The 16,782-nt window shown below is 69.9% G+C and carries 12 protein-coding genes; 4 read left to right on the forward strand and 8 right to left on the reverse strand.

Annotation, left to right across the window (positions count from 1 at the left end; genetic code table 11):
• The first annotated feature begins 197 nt into the window (after positions 1 to 197).
• A complete protein-coding gene (locus tag FHS37_RS20555) occupies positions 198 to 1,913 on the forward strand; it encodes a sodium:solute symporter family protein (protein ID WP_184823390.1) in 1,716 nt (571 codons plus the stop codon).
• A gap of 30 nt (positions 1,914 to 1,943) precedes the next feature.
• Positions 1,944 to 2,252 carry a hypothetical protein gene (locus FHS37_RS20560; RefSeq protein ID WP_184823392.1) on the forward strand — a complete coding sequence of 103 codons (309 nt, stop codon included), beginning with the start codon at positions 1,944 to 1,946 and terminating at the stop codon, positions 2,250 to 2,252.
• Positions 2,253 to 2,361: 109 nt separating this feature from the next.
• Here the strand turns inward: FHS37_RS20560 and FHS37_RS20565 are convergent, their stop codons facing one another.
• The 8 genes from FHS37_RS20565 to rsmI all read right to left on the reverse strand — a co-directional run bounded on the left by FHS37_RS20565 (position 2,362) and on the right by rsmI (position 13,173).
• Positions 2,362 to 3,054 carry a helix-turn-helix transcriptional regulator gene (locus FHS37_RS20565; RefSeq protein ID WP_184823394.1) on the reverse strand — a complete coding sequence of 231 codons (693 nt, stop codon included), beginning with the start codon at positions 3,052 to 3,054 and terminating at the stop codon, positions 2,362 to 2,364.
• Between the two features lie 260 nt (positions 3,055 to 3,314).
• Entirely contained in the window at positions 3,315 to 5,219 is a 1,905-nt protein-coding gene (locus tag FHS37_RS20570; RefSeq protein ID WP_184823396.1) for an outer membrane protein assembly factor BamB family protein, read from the reverse strand.
• A gap of 104 nt (positions 5,220 to 5,323) precedes the next feature.
• Positions 5,324 to 7,078 carry an outer membrane protein assembly factor BamB family protein gene (locus FHS37_RS20575; RefSeq protein ID WP_184823398.1) on the reverse strand — a complete coding sequence of 585 codons (1,755 nt, stop codon included), beginning with the start codon at positions 7,076 to 7,078 and terminating at the stop codon, positions 5,324 to 5,326.
• A gap of 246 nt (positions 7,079 to 7,324) precedes the next feature.
• A complete protein-coding gene (locus tag FHS37_RS20580; RefSeq protein ID WP_184823400.1) occupies positions 7,325 to 9,136 on the reverse strand; it encodes an ABC-F family ATP-binding cassette domain-containing protein in 1,812 nt (603 codons plus the stop codon).
• Between the two features lie 173 nt (positions 9,137 to 9,309).
• Positions 9,310 to 10,260 carry a 4-(cytidine 5'-diphospho)-2-C-methyl-D-erythritol kinase gene (locus tag FHS37_RS20585; protein ID WP_184823403.1) on the reverse strand — a complete coding sequence of 317 codons (951 nt, stop codon included), beginning with the start codon at positions 10,258 to 10,260 and terminating at the stop codon, positions 9,310 to 9,312.
• Complete coding sequence (gene rsmA / locus FHS37_RS20590; RefSeq protein ID WP_184823405.1) at positions 10,257 to 11,138, reverse strand: 16S rRNA (adenine(1518)-N(6)/adenine(1519)-N(6))-dimethyltransferase RsmA; 882 nt, start codon at positions 11,136 to 11,138, stop codon at positions 10,257 to 10,259. The genes FHS37_RS20585 and rsmA overlap by 4 nt, the downstream gene beginning before the upstream one ends.
• 33 nt (positions 11,139 to 11,171) lie before the next feature.
• Positions 11,172 to 12,092 carry a TatD family hydrolase gene (locus FHS37_RS20595; protein ID WP_184823407.1) on the reverse strand — a complete coding sequence of 307 codons (921 nt, stop codon included), beginning with the start codon at positions 12,090 to 12,092 and terminating at the stop codon, positions 11,172 to 11,174.
• Between the two features lie 232 nt (positions 12,093 to 12,324).
• The gene (gene rsmI / locus FHS37_RS20600; protein WP_184823409.1) at positions 12,325 to 13,173 is read right to left on the reverse strand and encodes a 16S rRNA (cytidine(1402)-2'-O)-methyltransferase; all 849 of its coding nucleotides are present in this window, start codon (positions 13,171 to 13,173) and stop codon (positions 12,325 to 12,327) included.
• Positions 13,174 to 13,264: 91 nt separating this feature from the next.
• Between rsmI and FHS37_RS20605 the strand changes: the two genes are divergently transcribed.
• Together FHS37_RS20605 and FHS37_RS20610 are read left to right on the forward strand one after the other, a co-directional pair.
• Complete coding sequence (locus tag FHS37_RS20605) at positions 13,265 to 15,010, forward strand: dolichyl-phosphate-mannose--protein mannosyltransferase (RefSeq protein ID WP_184823418.1); 1,746 nt, start codon at positions 13,265 to 13,267, stop codon at positions 15,008 to 15,010.
• A 246-nt stretch (positions 15,011 to 15,256) separates the two neighbouring features.
• Positions 15,257 to 16,753, forward strand: coding sequence for an RNA-directed DNA polymerase (locus FHS37_RS20610; protein ID WP_184823420.1), 1,497 nt, complete (start codon positions 15,257 to 15,259; stop codon positions 16,751 to 16,753).
• Positions 16,754 to 16,782: the final 29 nt, after the last annotated feature.

Consider the following 16,782-nt stretch of genomic DNA (forward strand, 5'->3'; position numbering starts at 1 on the left):
CTCCATTCGGGCCGCTCACCGCGGCACTGCACACACCGCTTCACACTCTTCCAACAGAACCCAACATACCAAAACACAACCCATCAGAGCCAACACTCATCACGACCAAACGGAGAACACCACCAAAACCGTTCACCCACTGAACGCGGAGGCATAGGTTCCGCAAGGTATCGGTTCGCGCAACGAAGCGAGTACGCATGCACACCCCCACAGCCCTCACCCCCCTCACCCGTCCGGCGGCCCCCGTCCACCTGGCGGCCGAGCTGCGGCTGCCGACCAACTGGCTCGACTACACGATCCTCGGGATCTACTTCGTCGTCGTCCTGGGCATCGGCTTCGCCGCCCGCCGCTCGGTGAAGACCAGCCTCGACTTCTTCCTCTCCGGCCGCTCCCTGCCCGCCTGGGTGACCGGTCTGGCGTTCATCGCCGCCAACCTGGGCGCCACCGAGATCCTGGGCATGGCCGCGAACAGCGCCCAGTACGGCGTCTACACCACGCACTGGTACTGGATCGGCGCCATCCCGGCCATGGTCTTCCTGGGCCTGGTGATGATGCCGTTCTACTACGGCTCCAAGGTCCGTTCGGTCCCCGAGTTCCTGCTGCTCCGCTTCGACAGGGCGGCCCACCTGCTCAGCTCGGTGCTGTTCGCCTTCGCCGCCGTCCTCATCGCCGGCGTCAACCTCTACGCCCTCGCGATCGTCGTCGAGGCCCTGCTCGGCTGGCCGGAGTGGGTGGCGATCGTCGTCGCCGGCTTCTTCGTGCTCGCCTACATCACCCTCGGCGGCCTGTCCTCCGCGATCTACAACGAGGTCCTGCAGTTCTTCGTGATCCTCGCGGCCCTCATCCCGATCACCGTGCTCGGCCTGAGGAGCGTGGGCGGCTGGGACGGCCTGTCCGACAAGCTCACCGCGTCACACGGCGACAACTTCATGACCGCCTGGGGCGGCACCGGCATCGGCAGCGACAACCCGCTCGGCGCCAACTGGCTGACCATCGTCCTCGGCCTCGGCTTCGTGCTGTCCTTCGGCTACTGGACGACCAACTTCGCCGAGGTGCAGCGCGCCCTGTCCGCGAGGAACCTCTCGGCGGCCCAGCGCACCCCGCTCATCGCCGCCTTCCCCAAGATCTTCATCGTCTTCCTGGTGATGATCCCGGGCCTGGTCGTCGCCGCGCTGATCCCCCGGTTCGGCACGCCCGGCTCGGACTACCAGTACAACGACGCGATCCCGTACCTGATGCAGCAGCTCCTGCCCAACGGCGTCCTGGGCATCGCGGTGACGGGCCTGCTGGCCGCGTTCATGGCGGGCATGGCGGCGAACGTCTCCTCCTTCAACACGGTCTTCACCGCCGACATCTGGGCGAAGTACGTGGTGAAGCACCGCGAGGACGCGTACTACGTCCGCTTCGGCCGCCTGATCACCGCGGTCGGTGTGCTGGCCTCCATCGGCACGGCGTTCCTGGCCTCCTCGTTCTCCAACATCATGAGCTACCTCCAGACGCTGTTCTCCTTCTTCAACGTGCCGATGTTCGTGGTCTTCATCATCGGCATGTTCTGGAAGCGCGCGTCGATGAAGTCGGGCTTCTGGGGCCTGGTCGCCGGCACCACCGCCGCGATGGTCAACTACTTCGTCATCTACAAGCAGGGGATCGTCGACATCCCCTCCGACCAGGGCGCCAACTTCGTCTCCGCGATCGCGGGCTTCGTCGCCGGCGCCGTCGTCATGGTGGCGGTGTCCCTCTTCACCGCCCCCAAGCCGGCCGAGGAGCTCCAGGGCCTGGTGTACGGCACGCGCTCCCCCGGCATGGCCGAGCCGCCCGCGGAGGGCGACGACGCCTGGTACCGCAAGCCGGCGCTGCTCGGCTGGGGCGCGGTGATCCTGGCCGCCGCCTGCTACATCCCGTTCTCGTTCTGACCACGTTCCGACTGGGGAGCTGGAGAGACCATGTCCGACCACTACTCCGAGCGCGACCTCCAGCGGGAGATCACCGACCTGGAGACCAAGTCCGCGACCGCTGCCCGCCTCTTCGACATCCGGCGCATCATCGGCGGCCTGTTCGTCGTGTACGGCGTCATCGTCACGATCGCGGGCCTCGTCGCGTCCGACGCGGACATCGACAAGGCCGAGGGCGTCAACATCAACCTGTGGACCGGGCTGGGGATGCTGGTCCTGGGCCTGCTGTTCCTGCTCTGGCTGAAGCTGAGGCCGACGGCCCCGCCGCCGGCCGTCCCGCCGGACGGGCGGGACGAGTAGCCGGCGCTGCCGGGGTGCCTCCCCCGCTCTCGACCCCGCTCGAGCAGGGGGAGGCACGACTGCCCGCGGCCGAGCGGGCGCGGGCGCCGCGCTCGTCCCCGGCGCCGGGTCAGTCCTCCGCGGACATCAGCCTGCGTACCGGTCCCGCCCGGTCCAGCAGGCCCGTCCGTGCCGCCAGTGCCGCCGCCTCCAACCGTGATCCCACGCCCAGCTTCATCAGCACCCGCTGCACGTGCGTCCGCGCCGTCGACGGGGCGATGCCCATGCCCGCCGCGATCAGACGGGTGTCCTCACCGTCGGCGACCCGCACCAGCACCTCCACCTCCCTCGGCGTCAGCATCTGCAACAGCCGCTGCCCCTCGTCGTCCGGCTGCGCCGCCGGGTTCAGCAGCTCGCCGAACGCCCCCTGCAGCAACTGCGGCGCCACCGCCGCCTCCCCCGCCCGCGCCTTCATGATCGCCCGCTCGACGCCCTCGATGCGCTCGTCGTGCCGCACGTACCCCGACGCCCCGGCCGCGAACGCCGCCGCGATCCCGCGCGGGCTCGGCACCGGCCCCAGCACCACCACCGCCACCTGCGGCCGTTCCCGCTTGATCTTCACCACCGGGTCGAAGATCCCCGGCTCCGCCGGCACCGCCGTCCCCAGCAGACAGACCTCCGGCGCCCGGCTGATCACCAGATCCGCCGCCCCCGCCGCCGGCGCCGCCGCGGCCAGCACCCGGTGCCCTCGCAGCTTCAACGCCGAGGCCAACGCCTCCGCGAGCAACCGGTGGTCGTCGACCACCATCAGCCGCACTCCCATCGAACAACCAACCCCCCATACCGCGCGCACCCCCGTGCGCCACCGCCCCGTACGAATCCCCGCCCGGACCCTCCTGCGGATCCCCGTGGATGCCCCCGGAAGCTACACGCTTGTTCGACGTTCCGCTCCCCCTACCGGCGAGAATCGCCCCGGATCGCCGAAATTCTCGTGTTCGATGGCGATGAGCGCATGTTGGGCGGTACGCGCACGGCCCCGCCCCTGAGCAGGGGCGGGGCCGTGGAAACGGACCGGACGGACGATCAGCCCGTGCCGAAGGCGAGCACCAGGTACTGCTCCTCCGAGGTCGAGAAGTCACTGGCGTACACGTCCGACATGTACAGCCTCCCCTGCGAGAACAGGATCTCGGCGCTGTCCGGCAGCAACCGCCGCTCCGCGTCCCGCACGGACTCCGTCGCCGGGTTCTCCATCAGCTTCGTCTGCTTGAAGGACCCCCCGTCGATGCTCACGACCTGCCCGCCCTTGTCGTACGGGCCGCGCTTGTACGCCAGGACGTTGCCGCCGTCCATCCGCAGCGGGGTGATCGTGTAGTCCTCACCCGCGTCGGCGCGCTGACCGGTCTGCTTGCCGGTCGACAGGTCGAAGGTGACGATCTCGTTGGTCCGGCTGTACTCGCCCGTGCCCTCGTGCTCCTCGGTCGCGATGTACAGCCGGTCGCCGCCGACCGCCAGCCCGCTGCAGTTCTCGAGCTTGTAGATGGCGTCGCAGCGGACCTCGTACTCGTCGCCCGGAGCGGAGATGCGCGTGCGCAGCTTGCCGGTCTTGTTGTCGACGGAGAAGAAGTCCGAGACGCCGCTGCCGTCACCCGCGGAGTCACCGACGTCGGCGGCCACGACCAGCGGGTCGGTGGACACGACGGCGGCGTACTCGATGCCCTCGTCCATCTTGTACTCCGTGATCACCTTCCCGGACTTCGGGTCGATGGTCTGGATGTGCAGCTGGCGCTGCTCGTACGAGCCGCACTTGCGCACCGCGACCAGCTTCTCCCCGCCGCCGTACCCGGAGTCGTAGCAGGAGTCAGAGGTCTTGGGGGCCCACAGCTGCTCGCCGGAGGCGATCTCCCAGGCGGCGCCGCCGCTGCTGCTGCCCGCGGCGACGGTGCCCCCGCTGAGGGTGACGTTGTTGAAGTTGATCGGCATGGTGCCGGTCTTGGCGCTCTTGGACCACAGCTCCTTGCCCGCCTCCAGGTCGATCAGCCCCACCTGCGTGCACGACTGGGGATCTTCCTCGGTCGGCATGGCCGGCTTGTAGACGATCGCCGTCTTGTTGTCCTCGGTGGAGTGCCTGCTGGCCGCGCACACCGGGCCGGGCAGGTCGATCGTCCACTTCTCGGTGCCCTTGTCGCGGTCGTAACCGACGATCTCGGCGATGCCGCTCTTGGCGTACACCGTGTCGGTCAGCCAGGAACCCGAGGTGACGACGGTCGAGACGCCCTTGGGCACCTTGGGCGCCGGCACCTGGAAGAGGAGCTTGGAGTCGGGGTCGGCCGGCGCCTTCTCCTCGGCACCGGCGGTCGTGCCGCCGTCGCCGTTCTTGGCGTCCTTGGAGCCCTTGTCGCCGGAGTCCGCGGAGTTGTTCTTGTCGTCGTCCTTGCCGGAGGACGCGTACCAGACGCCGCCGCCGACGATCAGGGCGATGACCACGACCGCGGCGACGATGATGACCAGCGGTGCGCCGAACTTCCGCCCGCCGCCGCCCGGCTGGCCCGGCTGCGGCTGCATCGGCATGGTCGCCTGGGGATAGCCGTATCCGGGCTGGCCGTACCCGGGCTGGCCGTAGGGCCCCGGCTGCTGCGGCTGCGGCTGCCCGTACGGACCCGGCTGTTGCGGCTGCCCGTACGGACCCGGCTGCTGCGGCTGCCCCGGGTAGCCGTAACCGCCCGGAGGCTGCTGCGGGTAGCCGTACCCGGGCCCCTGCGGGGCGGACGGCGGAGGCGTCGGCGGGGTGGCGGGGGCGGCCGGAGGCGACTGCGGGACCTGCGGGTACCCGTACCCGGGCTCGGGAGCCTTGTGGAGACCGGGGCCACCGGGCGCGGGCGGCTGCTGCGGAGGCTGGGCGGGCGGCTGCGCCGCGCCCTGCGGCGGTCCGAAGCCCGGCTGCTGCGGGGGCTGCTGGGGCGGTTGGGGCGGCTGGGGCGGCTGGGTCATGACGTGAGTACCTCGGGGAAGGGGACGGGCGGCGACGGGGGAGGACCGGACGGGGCGGGGGCGCCGACCGTCCGGGCCGGCGCGCCTCGCCGCCGTCACGCGCCTCACTTGCCGTAGGCGAGCATCAACTTCTCCTTCGAGTCGTCATTGCCGGTCAGCCGGGTGGTCGAGAGGTAGAAGCGCCCGTCGACCCAGTCGATCGACTTGCTGTAGAAGCTGTTCTCGATCTCCGCGACGCCCTGCGGGTTCTGCATCAGCCCGACCGGCTCGTGGCTGCTGCCGGCGGTCGGGACGGACACGACCCGGCCGCCCGAGTCGTACGAGGGCTCCACGTAGGCGATGAGCTTGCCGCCCTCGACCTTCATGGGCAGCATCGACTCCTCCGCCGGGGACTCGACCCGCCACTTCTCCTTGCCGTCGGCGAGGTTGATCGCGACGATCTCGTTGGCGCCGGTGGTCGCCTTGGTGGGCAGGTACAGGGTGTCGGCGTCGACGGCGACGCCCTCGCAGCCCTGGAGTTCACGCGCGAGGATGGCCCAGCCGCACACGGGGGCGAAGTCCTCGTCGACCCCGACCTGCGAGCGCACCTTGCCGTCGGCGGTGAAGGCGGCGATGTTCCAGAGCTTCTTGTCGCCGTCCTCCTCCTTGGTGCTGTAGAGGACGAGCGGGTCGACGGAGTAGGCCCGCTCGATCCTCCAGCCCTTCTCGTACGTGTAGGTCCACTTCGTCTTGCCGGTCCTCGGGTCGAGCTCCCGGACCTCGTCGTGCGCGTTGCTGCCGCCGGCGCCGCAGGAGGCGACCTGGATCAGCCGCTCGCCGCCCGCGAAGCCGGCGGGGAAGCAGGCGTCGCCGTACTTCTTCGCGTCGAACAGCTTCTTGCCGCTCGTCACGTCGTACGCCGTGCCGGACTGCGAGCGGCCCACCATCAGCGTGTTGCCGGTGAGCGTCAGCTCGATGGTGATCGCGGAGTCGAACAGGTCACCGTCGGCGACCTCTCCGGTCCAGCCCTTCTCGCCGGTGTCGAGGTCGACGAGCTGGAGCTGGTTGCACTTGGCGCGGTCGCTGTCGCCGCTCATGTGGGCGACGACGACCTTGTCGTCGGCCGTCTTCTCCGGGGTGACCGCGCAGATCTTGTGCGGGAAGGTGATGGGGTCCCAGGTGGGCCTGCCGTCACCGACGTTGTACGCGGACAGCTGCTTGTAGGCCGCCTTCACCGCCGTCTTGTCGGTGATCCACATGCCGGGGGCGTCGGCGCCGGAGCCGGGCGCGTCGGGCGCCTCCTTGTACCAGAGCACCTTCGACTCGCCGGCCTTGCGGCCCTCGTTGAGGTTCTCCGGGTCCTCGCCGCCGTCACCGCTGCCGTCACCGGGGTTGACGGGGGCGCCGGAGGAGCCGGGCTTGGGGTCGTCGCTCTTCCCGGCGACCGGTTTCCCGTCCTTCTTGCCGTCGTCGCCGCCGGAGACCGCCCACACGGTGCCGCCGACGACCAGCAGCGCCGCCACCGCGGCGCCGACGACGAGGACCGGCTTGCCCTTGAAGGGGTTACGGGAACCGGATCCGGGGGGCGGCGTGCCGGGCGCACCGGGGAACTGCGGCTGCGGCGGGTAGCCGTACCCGGGCTGGCCGTAGGGCCCCGGCTGCTGCGGCTGCCCGTAGGGGCCGGAGGCGTACGGCCCGGAGGCGTACGGTCCCGGCTGCTGCGGGGACTGCTGCGGGTAGCCGTACCCGGGCTGCGGGGCGCCGGACGGCGGTCCCTGCGGAGGCGGCGGGGTCTGCGGAGCCCCGAAGCCACCACCCGGCGGCGGATCCTGCGGCGCTCCGAAACCACCCTGAGGCGGCTGGTTGGGCGGCTGAGTCATCAGCGCGTTCCCCCTCACTCACTGATTTTTAGCCACGCCCTGAGGCACGTGATGGACCCAGAGTCGTATTCAGACGGTTCTCAGACGGCTCTTTCTATCACCCGGCACCGACGGCCCACCGGGCCGCGTCCGCCCCTGTTCCCAAGGGAGAACCGGCCCGTGATGCGCCCGTTACGCGCCTTCACGCCCTCTTCACGCGCCGTGCGCTCCCCTGCGCAGGCGCGCGGACGGGTCCGCGCGCGCGGGTCAGGCGTCCTCCGCCAGTTCCAGCCAGCGCAGCTCCAGTTCCTCCCGCTGACCGGCCAGTTCCCGCAGCTCGGCGTCGAGTTCGGCCACCTTCGCGAAGTCGGTGGCGTGCTCGGCGATGGCGGCGTGCAGCCTGGTCTCCTTCTCGGAGACCTTGTCCAGCTGCCGCTCGATCCTCTGCAGTTCCTTCTTGGCGGCGCGCAGGTCGGCGGCGCTCTTCTCGGGCGCCTCCGCGACCGGCTTGGCCGCCGCCGGGGCGTTGGCCGCGGCGGCCTCCTCCATCCGCTTGCGCCGCTCCAGGTACTCGTCGATGCCGCGCGGCAGCATCCGCAGGGTGCCGTCGCCGAGGAGGGCGAACACCCGGTCGGTGGTGCGCTCGACGAAGAACCGGTCGTGGGAGATGACGATCATCGAGCCGGGCCAGCCGTCGAGGAGGTCCTCGAGCTGGGTGAGGGTCTCGATGTCGAGGTCGTTGGTGGGCTCGTCGAGGAAGAGGACGTTGGGCTCGTCCATGAGGAGGCGCAGCAGCTGCAGCCGCCGCCGCTCACCGCCCGACAGGTCGCCGACCGGCGTCCACTGCTTCTCCTTGTTGAACCCGAACGTCTCGCACAGCTGCCCGGCGGTCATCTCGCGCCCCTTGCCGAGGTCGACGCGCTCGCGCACCTGCTGCACGGCCTGCAGCACCCGCCAGGTGGGGTCGAGTTCGGCGACCTCCTGGGAGAGGTAGGCGAGCTTGACCGTCTTGCCGACGCGGACCCGCCCGCCCGCGGGCTGCGCCTCGCCTTCGGTGCGGGCGGCCTCGGCGAGCGCCCGCAGCAGGGACGTCTTGCCGGCGCCGTTGACGCCGACCAGGCCGACGCGGTCGCCGGGGCCGAGCTGCCAGGTGACGTGCTTGAGCAGCACCTTGGGACCGGCCTGGACGGTGACGTCCTCCAGGTCGAACACCGTCTTGCCGAGCCGCGAGGAGGCGAACTTCATCAGCTCGCTGCTGTCGCGGGGCGGCGGGACGTCCTTGATGAGCTCGTTGGCCGCCTCGACGCGGAAGCGCGGCTTGGACGTCCGCGCGGGCGCCCCGCGGCGCAGCCAGGCCAGCTCCTTGCGGACCAGGTTCTGCCGCTTGACCTCCTCGGTGGCGGCGATGCGTTCGCGCTCCGCGCGGGCGAAGACGTAGTCGGAGTAGCCGCCCTCGTACTCGTACACGTCACCGCGCTGCACGTCCCACATGCGGGTGCAGACCTGGTCGAGGAACCAGCGGTCGTGGGTGACGCAGACGAGTGCGGACCGGCGGGCCCGCAGGTGCTGGGCGAGCCAGGCGATGCCCTCGACGTCGAGGTGGTTCGTCGGCTCGTCGAGGACGATCAGGTCCTGTTCCTCGATGAGCAGCTTGGCGAGCGCGATCCGACGCCGCTCGCCGCCGGACAGCGGCCCGATGACGGTGTCCAGTCCCTTGGGGAAGCCGGGCAGGTCGAGCCCGCCGAACAGCCCGGTCAGCACGTCGCGGACCTTGGCGTTCCCGGCCCACTCGTGGTCGGCCATGTCGCCGATGACCTCGTGCCGGACGGTGGCCTCGGGGTCGAGGGAGTCGTGCTGGGTGAGCACCCCGAGGCGCAGCCCGCCGGAGTGGGTGACCCGTCCGGTGTCGGCGTCCTCCAGCCGGGCGAGCATCCGGATGAGGGTGGTCTTGCCGTCGCCGTTGCGGCCGACGACCCCGATCCGGTCCCCTTCGGAGACGCCGAGGGAGACCCCGTCGAGCAGCGCACGCGTCCCGTACACCTTGCTGACGTTCTCGACATTGACCAGGTTGACGGCCATTTCTCTCCTGCCCGGTGGATCGATCAGCTTTCAAGCGTAGGCCCTGGCGGAGGGTGTCCGACGCGCGAGGCGACAGTCACTCGTCGTGATGACGTGACCGGGTACGGACGGCTGCCGTGGAGGGCGGGCAGCAGGGTCCCGTCGCACCGCGACCGGATCAAGGTCGACGAGCCCTACACCGTCGGCATCGATCTCACGGCCGTCGACGAGCTCTGATCCGGTTCCTCTCGGATCACCGTCGCCCCCGGCACCGGACCCGCCGCCGCACGCACCGTCCGGCAGGTGCCCGAAGACCTCAGGGCACCCGCGACGGCATCGGCCGCCCCCGCGTCCCGCGCCAGGAACGCGGTGGTCGGCCCCGAGCCCGAGACCAGCGAGGCCAGTGCCCCCGCCGCGCGCCCCGCCGCCAGCGTGTCGGCCAGCTCGGGGAACAGCGACAGCGCCGCCGGCTGGAGGTCGTTGGAGACGGTGGCGGCGAGCGCGTCCGGGTCGCCCTTGGCGAGCGCGTCGAGCAGGTCCCGCGAGGCCACGGGCTCCGGGATCTCCCGCCCCTCCCCCAGCCGGTCGAACTCCCGGAAGACCGCCGGGGTCGACAGCCCCCGCGAGGCCATCGCGAACACCCAGTGGAAGGTGCCGCCCACCTCCAGCTCCGTCAGCCTCTCGCCCCGCCCGGTGCCGAGCGCCGCCCCTCCCACCAGGCTGAACGGCACGTCACTGCCCAGCTCGGCGCAGATGTCGAGGAGTTCCTCCCGCGAGGCGCCCGTCCCCCACAGCGCGTCGCACGCCAGCAGCGCGCCCGCGCCGTCGGCGCTGCCGCCCGCCATGCCGCCGGCGACGGGGATGTCCTTGGCGATGTGGAGGTGCACGTCGGCGTCGCGGCCGTACCGCTCGGCGAGCGCGAGGGCGGCGCGCGCCGCGAGGTTCGTGCGGTCCAGGGGGACCTGGCCGGCGTCGGGGCCGTCGCAGGTGATCCGCAGTCCGTCCGGCGACGGAGTGGCGGTGACCTCGTCGTGGAGGCCGACCGCGAGGAAGACGTTGGCCAGGTCGTGGAAGCCGTCGGGGCGGGCGGCGCCGACCGCGAGCTGGACGTTGACCTTGGCGGGGACGCGGACGGTGACGCTCACTGCTGACCGGACTCCTTGCTCGGGGCGTGCTCGGCGATGCGCGCGAACTCCTCCACCGTGAGGGACTCGCCCCGGGCCTGCGGCGACACCCCGGCGGCGACCAGGGCGGCCTCCGCGGCCGCCGCCGAGCCCGCCCAGCCGGCGAGCGCGGCCCGCAGCGTCTTGCGGCGCTGGGCGAAGGCTGCGTCGACGACGGCGAACACCTCGCGCCGGGAGGCGGTGGTCTTCGGCGGCTCGGCGCGGCGGACCAGGGAGACCAGCCCGCTGTCGACGTTCGGGGCGGGCCAGAAGACGTTCCGCCCGATGGCACCGGCCCGCTTGACCTCGGCGTACCAGTTGGCCTTGACCGAGGGCACGCCGTACACCTTCGAGCCGGGCGCGGCGGCGAGCCGGTCGGCGACCTCCGACTGGACCATGACGAGGGTGCGCTCGATGCTCGGGAAGGTGTCGAGCATGTGCAGCAGCACCGGGACGGCCACGTTGTAGGGGAGGTTGGCGACCAGTGCGGTCGGGGCGGGGCCGGGCAGCTCGGTGACGTGCATCGCGTCGGAGTGGACCAGCGCGAACCGGTCGGCGCGCCCGGGCATGCGGGCCGCGACGGTGGCGGGCAGCGCGGCGGCCAGGACGTCGTCGATCTCGACGGCGGTGACCCGGTCGGCGACCTCCAGCAGCGCCAGCGTGAGCGAGCCGAGTCCCGGCCCGACCTCGACGACCACGTCGTCGGGGCGGACCTCGGCGGTGCGGACGATCCGGCGGACCGTGTTGGCGTCGATGACGAAGTTCTGGCCGCGCTGCTTGGTGGGCCGCACGCCGAGGGCGGCCGCCAGTTCGCGGACGTCGGCGGGGCCCAGGAGGGCGTCGGGGGTGGGGCTGGTCACGGGACAAGGGTACGGGGCACGGGACCCCGCAGGTCACGCCTGTGGATAACCGAAGGCGCGGGCCGTGTTCGCCCCGAGGGCCGCGGCGAGGGTGTCCTCGTCGACGCCCCGTACGGCGGCCATGGCGCGCACCGTGACCGGCACGAGGTACGGGGCGTTCGGCCGTCCCCGGTAGGGCACCGGCGTCAGGAAGGGCGCGTCGGTCTCCACCAGGACCAGCTCCAGCGGGGCGACGGCGAGCGCGTCGCGCAGGTTCTGCGCGTTCTTGAAGGTGACGTTGCCGGCGAACGACATGAAGTACCCGGCGGCAGCGCAGATCTCCGCCATCTCCGCGTCCCCCGAGTAGCAGTGGAAGACGGTGCGCTCGGGCGCGCCCTCCTCCTTCAGCACGCGCAGGACGTCGGCGTGGGCGTCGCGGTCGTGGATCACCAGGGCCTTGCCGTGCCGCTTGGCGATCTCGATGTGGGCGCGGAAGGACTTCTCCTGGGCCTCCTTGCCCTCCGGCCCGGTGCGGAAGTAGTCGAGCCCGGTCTCGCCGACGCCCTTGACCTGGTCCAGCGCGGCCAGCCGGTCGATCTCGGCGAGCGCCTCGTCCAGCGCCGCGTCCCCGCCGGGCGCGCGGGCGCCCTGGCGGGACCCGCCTCCCCCAGGGTCGCCGTGGACGATGCGGGGGGCCTCGTTGGGGTGCAGCGCGACGGTCGCGTGGACGCTCTCGTACGCCGCGGCCGTCTCCGCGGCCCAGCGCGAGCCCGCGAGGTCGCAGCCGACCTGCACGACCGTCGTCACGCCCACCGAGGCGGCCCTGGCGAGGGCGTCCTCCACCGTGCCGGACTGCATGTCGAGGTGGGTGTGCGAGTCCGCGACCGGCACCCGCAGGGGTTCCGGGAGCGGCGGGGCGGCGTTCTTGTCGGGCTTGCCGGGGTTGCCGGGGTTGCCGGGGGCGTTCGCAGGCATGTCCCCGATCCTACGGAAGGGACGTGCCGCACCGTCCGGGCGCGGGGACCGGCCCTCCCGGCCCTCCCGGCGAAAGGGTGCAGCAGGTCGAGGAGGCGCCGGTGACGGTGTTCCGCCGACGCCTCCCCGGCGTCCCGCTGCGCCCCGACGGGCCCGGCCGTCCTTCACCGCGGCGTCCCGTCCCCTTCCCCGGCGGCTGGGACGACGCCCCGGAGGGACGCGACGGAGCGGCCTACTCCGCGGAGCGCTTCGCCGCCACCACCGCGTCGAACACCTCCCGCTTCGGCACCCCCGCCTCCACGGCCACCGCGGCGATCGCCTCCTTGCGGCGCTCCCCGGCCTCCTCCCGCACCCGCACCCGGCGCACCAGCTCGGCGGCGTCCACCTCCTCGGGCCCCCGCTCCGGCGCCCCCTCGACCACCACGGTGATCTCCCCGCGCACCCCTTCGGCCGCCCACGCGGCGAGCTCGGCCAGCGGGCCCCGCCGGACCTCCTCGTACGTCTTGGTCAGCTCCCGGCAGACGGCGGCCCGGCGCTCCGCCCCGAACACCTCGGCCATCGCGGCGAGGGTGTCGTCGAGGCGGTGCGGGGCCTCGAAGTAGACGAGGGTGCGCCGTTCACCGGCCACCTCCCGCAGCCGCCCCAGCCGCTCCCCGGCCTTGCGGGGCAGGAACCCCTCGAAGCAGAACCGGTCCACGGGCAGCCCGGACAGGGCGAGCGCGGTGAGCACGGCGGACGGTCCGGGCACCGCGGTGACCCTGATGTCCCGTTCGACGGCCGCCGCGACCAGCCGGTACCCGGGGTCGGAGACCGAGGGCATCCCGGCGTCCGTCACCAGCAGCACGCGCGCGCCGCCCGCCAGCTCCTCGACCAGCTCGGGCGTCCGGGCGGCCTCGTTGCCCTCGAAGTACGACACCACCCGCCCCTTGGGCGTGACGCCGAGCGCCTGGGTCAGCCGCCGCAGCCGCCGGGTGTCCTCGGCGGCGACGACGTCGGCGCCGGCCAGTTCCTCGGCGAGCCGGGGCGGGGCGTCGGAGACGTCACCGATGGGGGTGCCTGCGAGTACGAGGATTCCGGTCACGCCCCCATCCTCCCAGGACCGCGGGGCAGCACGGACGGGGCATACCGCCCATGCACGGGACTCCCACAGCGCCTTTCCCTACGATGGCGCGGTGACCAGTACCGCGTCCTCCACGGACACCCGGCAGGACCAGGCACCGCACGAGCAGCGGCCGTCGTGGCAGCAGCGGCTGCGCCGTTTCGGCTACTCGGCGTCGGGGCCCAGAGGCGACGTCCGCGACCGCCTGGTACCGCCCTACACGAAGCCGTCGGACCGGCTGTGGGCGGCGCTCGGGGTGCCGCCGGTGCTCGCCGACCGGATCGCCCGCTGGTCGGCGTGGGGCGGCCCGCTGCTGGTCACGCTGCTGGCGGGGGTGCTGCGGTTCTGGAACCTGGGCAGCCCGAAGGCGGTGATATTCGACGAGACGTACTACGCCAAGGACGCGTGGGCGCTGGTCCACCGCGGGTTCGAGGTCAACTGGGACAAGAAGGCCAACGACCTGATCCTCTCCACGGGCGGCAGCGTCCCCATCCCGACGGACGCGGCGTACGTCGTGCATCCGCCGGTCGGCAAGTACGTCATCGGACTGGGCGAGCTGATGTTCGGCTTCACCCCGTTCGGCTGGCGCTTCATGACGGCCCTGCTCGGCACGCTGTCCGTCCTGCTGCTGTGCCGCATCGGCCGGCGCCTGTTCCGCTCCACGTTCCTCGGCTGCCTCGCGGGCGCGCTGATGGCGGTGGACGGGCTGCACTTCGTGATGAGCCGGACCTCGCTGCTCGACGGCGTGCTGATGTTCTTCGTGCTCGCGGCCTTCGGCTGCCTGGTGGTCGACCGGGACCGGGCGCGGGAGAGGCTCGCCGCCGCGCTGCCCGTGGACCCCGACGGCCGGGCCCGCCCGGACGCGTACGTCGCGGAGCACACCCGGATCGGCTTCCGTCCCTGGCGGCTGGCGGCGGGCCTGATGCTGGGCCTGGCGATCGGCACCAAGTGGAACGGCCTGTACATCACGGCCGCGTTCTGCGTGATGGCGGTGCTCTGGGACGTCGGTGCCCGCCGGGTCGCCGGCGCGCACCGGCCCCGGCGGGCGGTGCTGCGGCGCGACCTGGGCTGGGCGTTCCTGTCCACCGTCCCGGTGGCGGTGTTCACCTACTTCGCCTCATGGATCGGCTGGATCCTCTCCCCGGCCGACGGCACCGGCGGCTACTACCGCGACTGGGCGGCCGGGGACGGCAAGGACAGCGCCTGGTCCTGGCTCTTCCCCGACTGGTGGCGCAGCCTGTGGCACTACGAGAACCAGGTGTACGACTTCCACGTCGGCCTGTCCTCGCCGCACACCTACCAGTCCAACCCGTGGAGCTGGATCGTCACCGGCCGCCCGGTCTCCTACTTCTACGAGTCCCCGGCCCCCGGCACGGACGGCTGCCCCGCCGACGCGGGCGAGAAGTGCGCCCGCGAGGTCCTGGCCATCGGCACCCCGCTGCTGTGGTGGGTGGCCTGCCTCGCCCTCCTCTACGTCCTGTGGCGCTGGTTCTTCCGCCGCGACTGGCGCGCGGGCGCCATCGCCTGCGGCATCGCGGCCGGCTACGCCCCGTGGTTCCTGTACCAGGAGCGCACGATCTTCTTCTTCTACGCCATCGTCTTCCTGCCGTTCCTGTGCCTGGCGGTGGCGATGCTCCTGGGCGCGCTCGTCGGCCCGCCCCGCTCCACCGACACCCGTCGTGTCGCGGGCGCGACGGCGGCCGGCGTCCTGACCCTGCTGATCGTCTGGAACTTCATCTACTTCTGGCCGATCTACACCGGCCAGGCCATCCCGATGGACGACTGGCGGGCGCGGATGTGGCTCGACACGTGGGTCTAGCTGGGCAGACACACCACGAGGGCGCGGCAGTCTGCCGCGCCCTCGTGGTCGTTGTTGGTCGTTAGCGGTTGCTGCTGGCCGACGTCGGACGGCCCGCAGGCGGCCCCAATATCTGCGAAGCACACCGGTGTCCGTCCAGGTGAAGCCATCTATACACGTGTACCTAGGGCAAGTTGCCGCCCCTGCCTCACGGGGCGCCTCCTGAACCGGCCGTATCATCAAAGACCTGCATGTTTGGGGGACTTGATGAGGGATGTTGTCAAAGCGCTGATGCTGAAGCGGGCGCTGACGACCGCTAAAGATCTCCTCGTTAGCAACCAGGAGTACTCCGAAATACCAGATGTGGCCGCTTACGCCGACATCGAACATCAGTGGCTTCGAGGCTATCGGGAGTATCTCGAAACCGCGATCAAGGAGGGGGACTGCATACCTCGCCATACCGAAATAGTCGATTACCCGAAGAACGATATAGCATTCCGCCCCTTAGCCCGATTCTCGGCTAGAGATCGCTTGATTTATGACGCGTTGATCTACTCGGCAGCTCCATCTATTGACCGCCAGATACGACGCCCTGTTTACAGTTACCGCTGGAACCACAACACAGGAAGGCCAATCTTCTGGTTTAAGCCATGGAAGAAAATGCAGGCCAATGCCCGATATTTCCTCAAGTCCGACAATTGGCTTCGAATGGCTACCTTGGACGTGTCTTCCTTCTATGAACACATTGACGTGGAGATACTTGCGGACGACTTGACCTGCCTGTCCCAGAGTGCAGAGAAATCCAAAAATTTAAATAAATTTCTTATCAGCTTTCAGCGAATAAATCACGCATGGGGACTGCCTCAGGGATCGGATGCATCCGGAATACTCGCCAACCTTTACCTAGCCCCTGTCGACGAGTTTCTGGCGAAGAATGATTTGAGGTATCTTCGCTATTCAGACGACGTCATGATCTTCCATCGGGACTGGACAGAACTACGCGACGTACTAAGCGAAATTAACAGGATCCTCAGAGCCCGCAGACTTTCAATGTCCGCCCATAAAACTCAGATCCTGGAGCCATCCGACGCCTTTCAGCGGATTCACGACGTTCGCAAGGCATCACTGTCCGCTGCATGCGACATAGGCATTCCAGGAGCCCACATAGAGGTTCGTCGATATTTCGACGAGGTGACAAAGGGAGACCCATCTGACACAAGGAGCCTTCGCTTTGTCATAAATCGCCTAGCAAAGCTACAAGACGACTATGCGGTCAGTTGGTGCTTGGACAACCTTCCGTTTATAGCACACATCGCCAAGGAGACTTTCGCCTATCTGGCAGTATTCAAAAACAGAGTGGAGGAGGTCCAGAAGAAACTCGTTAACTTTATGAGATCGGGAGCGAGTGAAAGTTACCCCTACCTCGAGCAAAGAATTCTCAGGTACTTCCTTGCGTTGGACTTGAGTGACGAACGAATGAAAGAGTCTGCCTGGCTCATATTGGAGGACAGGAATCGAGAAGATTTTCCGCGCGAATTCGCTAGTCGATACCTGGGTAGATCGGCTTCAGTTGCCGAGGCGCAGTTGCTCCGCCATAAATTCGAAGAAGAGCCCAACGTTATCATGCGTAGAGCACTTCTCATGTCCCTCTATGAGTCACAGAACCTATCTCAGCGTTATTTGCGCGACGTCGAGGAGTACATTCCGCAACTTAAATGGGTGTGCAAATACTTGCGTACCGGCCCGAACATCCCAGTCTCTTGATAGGTTCCCATGTCACTAACTGACGCACA

It is taken from the genome of Streptomyces griseomycini (assembly GCF_014203535.1).
GTDB classification, from domain to species: domain Bacteria; phylum Actinomycetota; class Actinomycetes; order Streptomycetales; family Streptomycetaceae; genus Streptomyces; species Streptomyces griseomycini.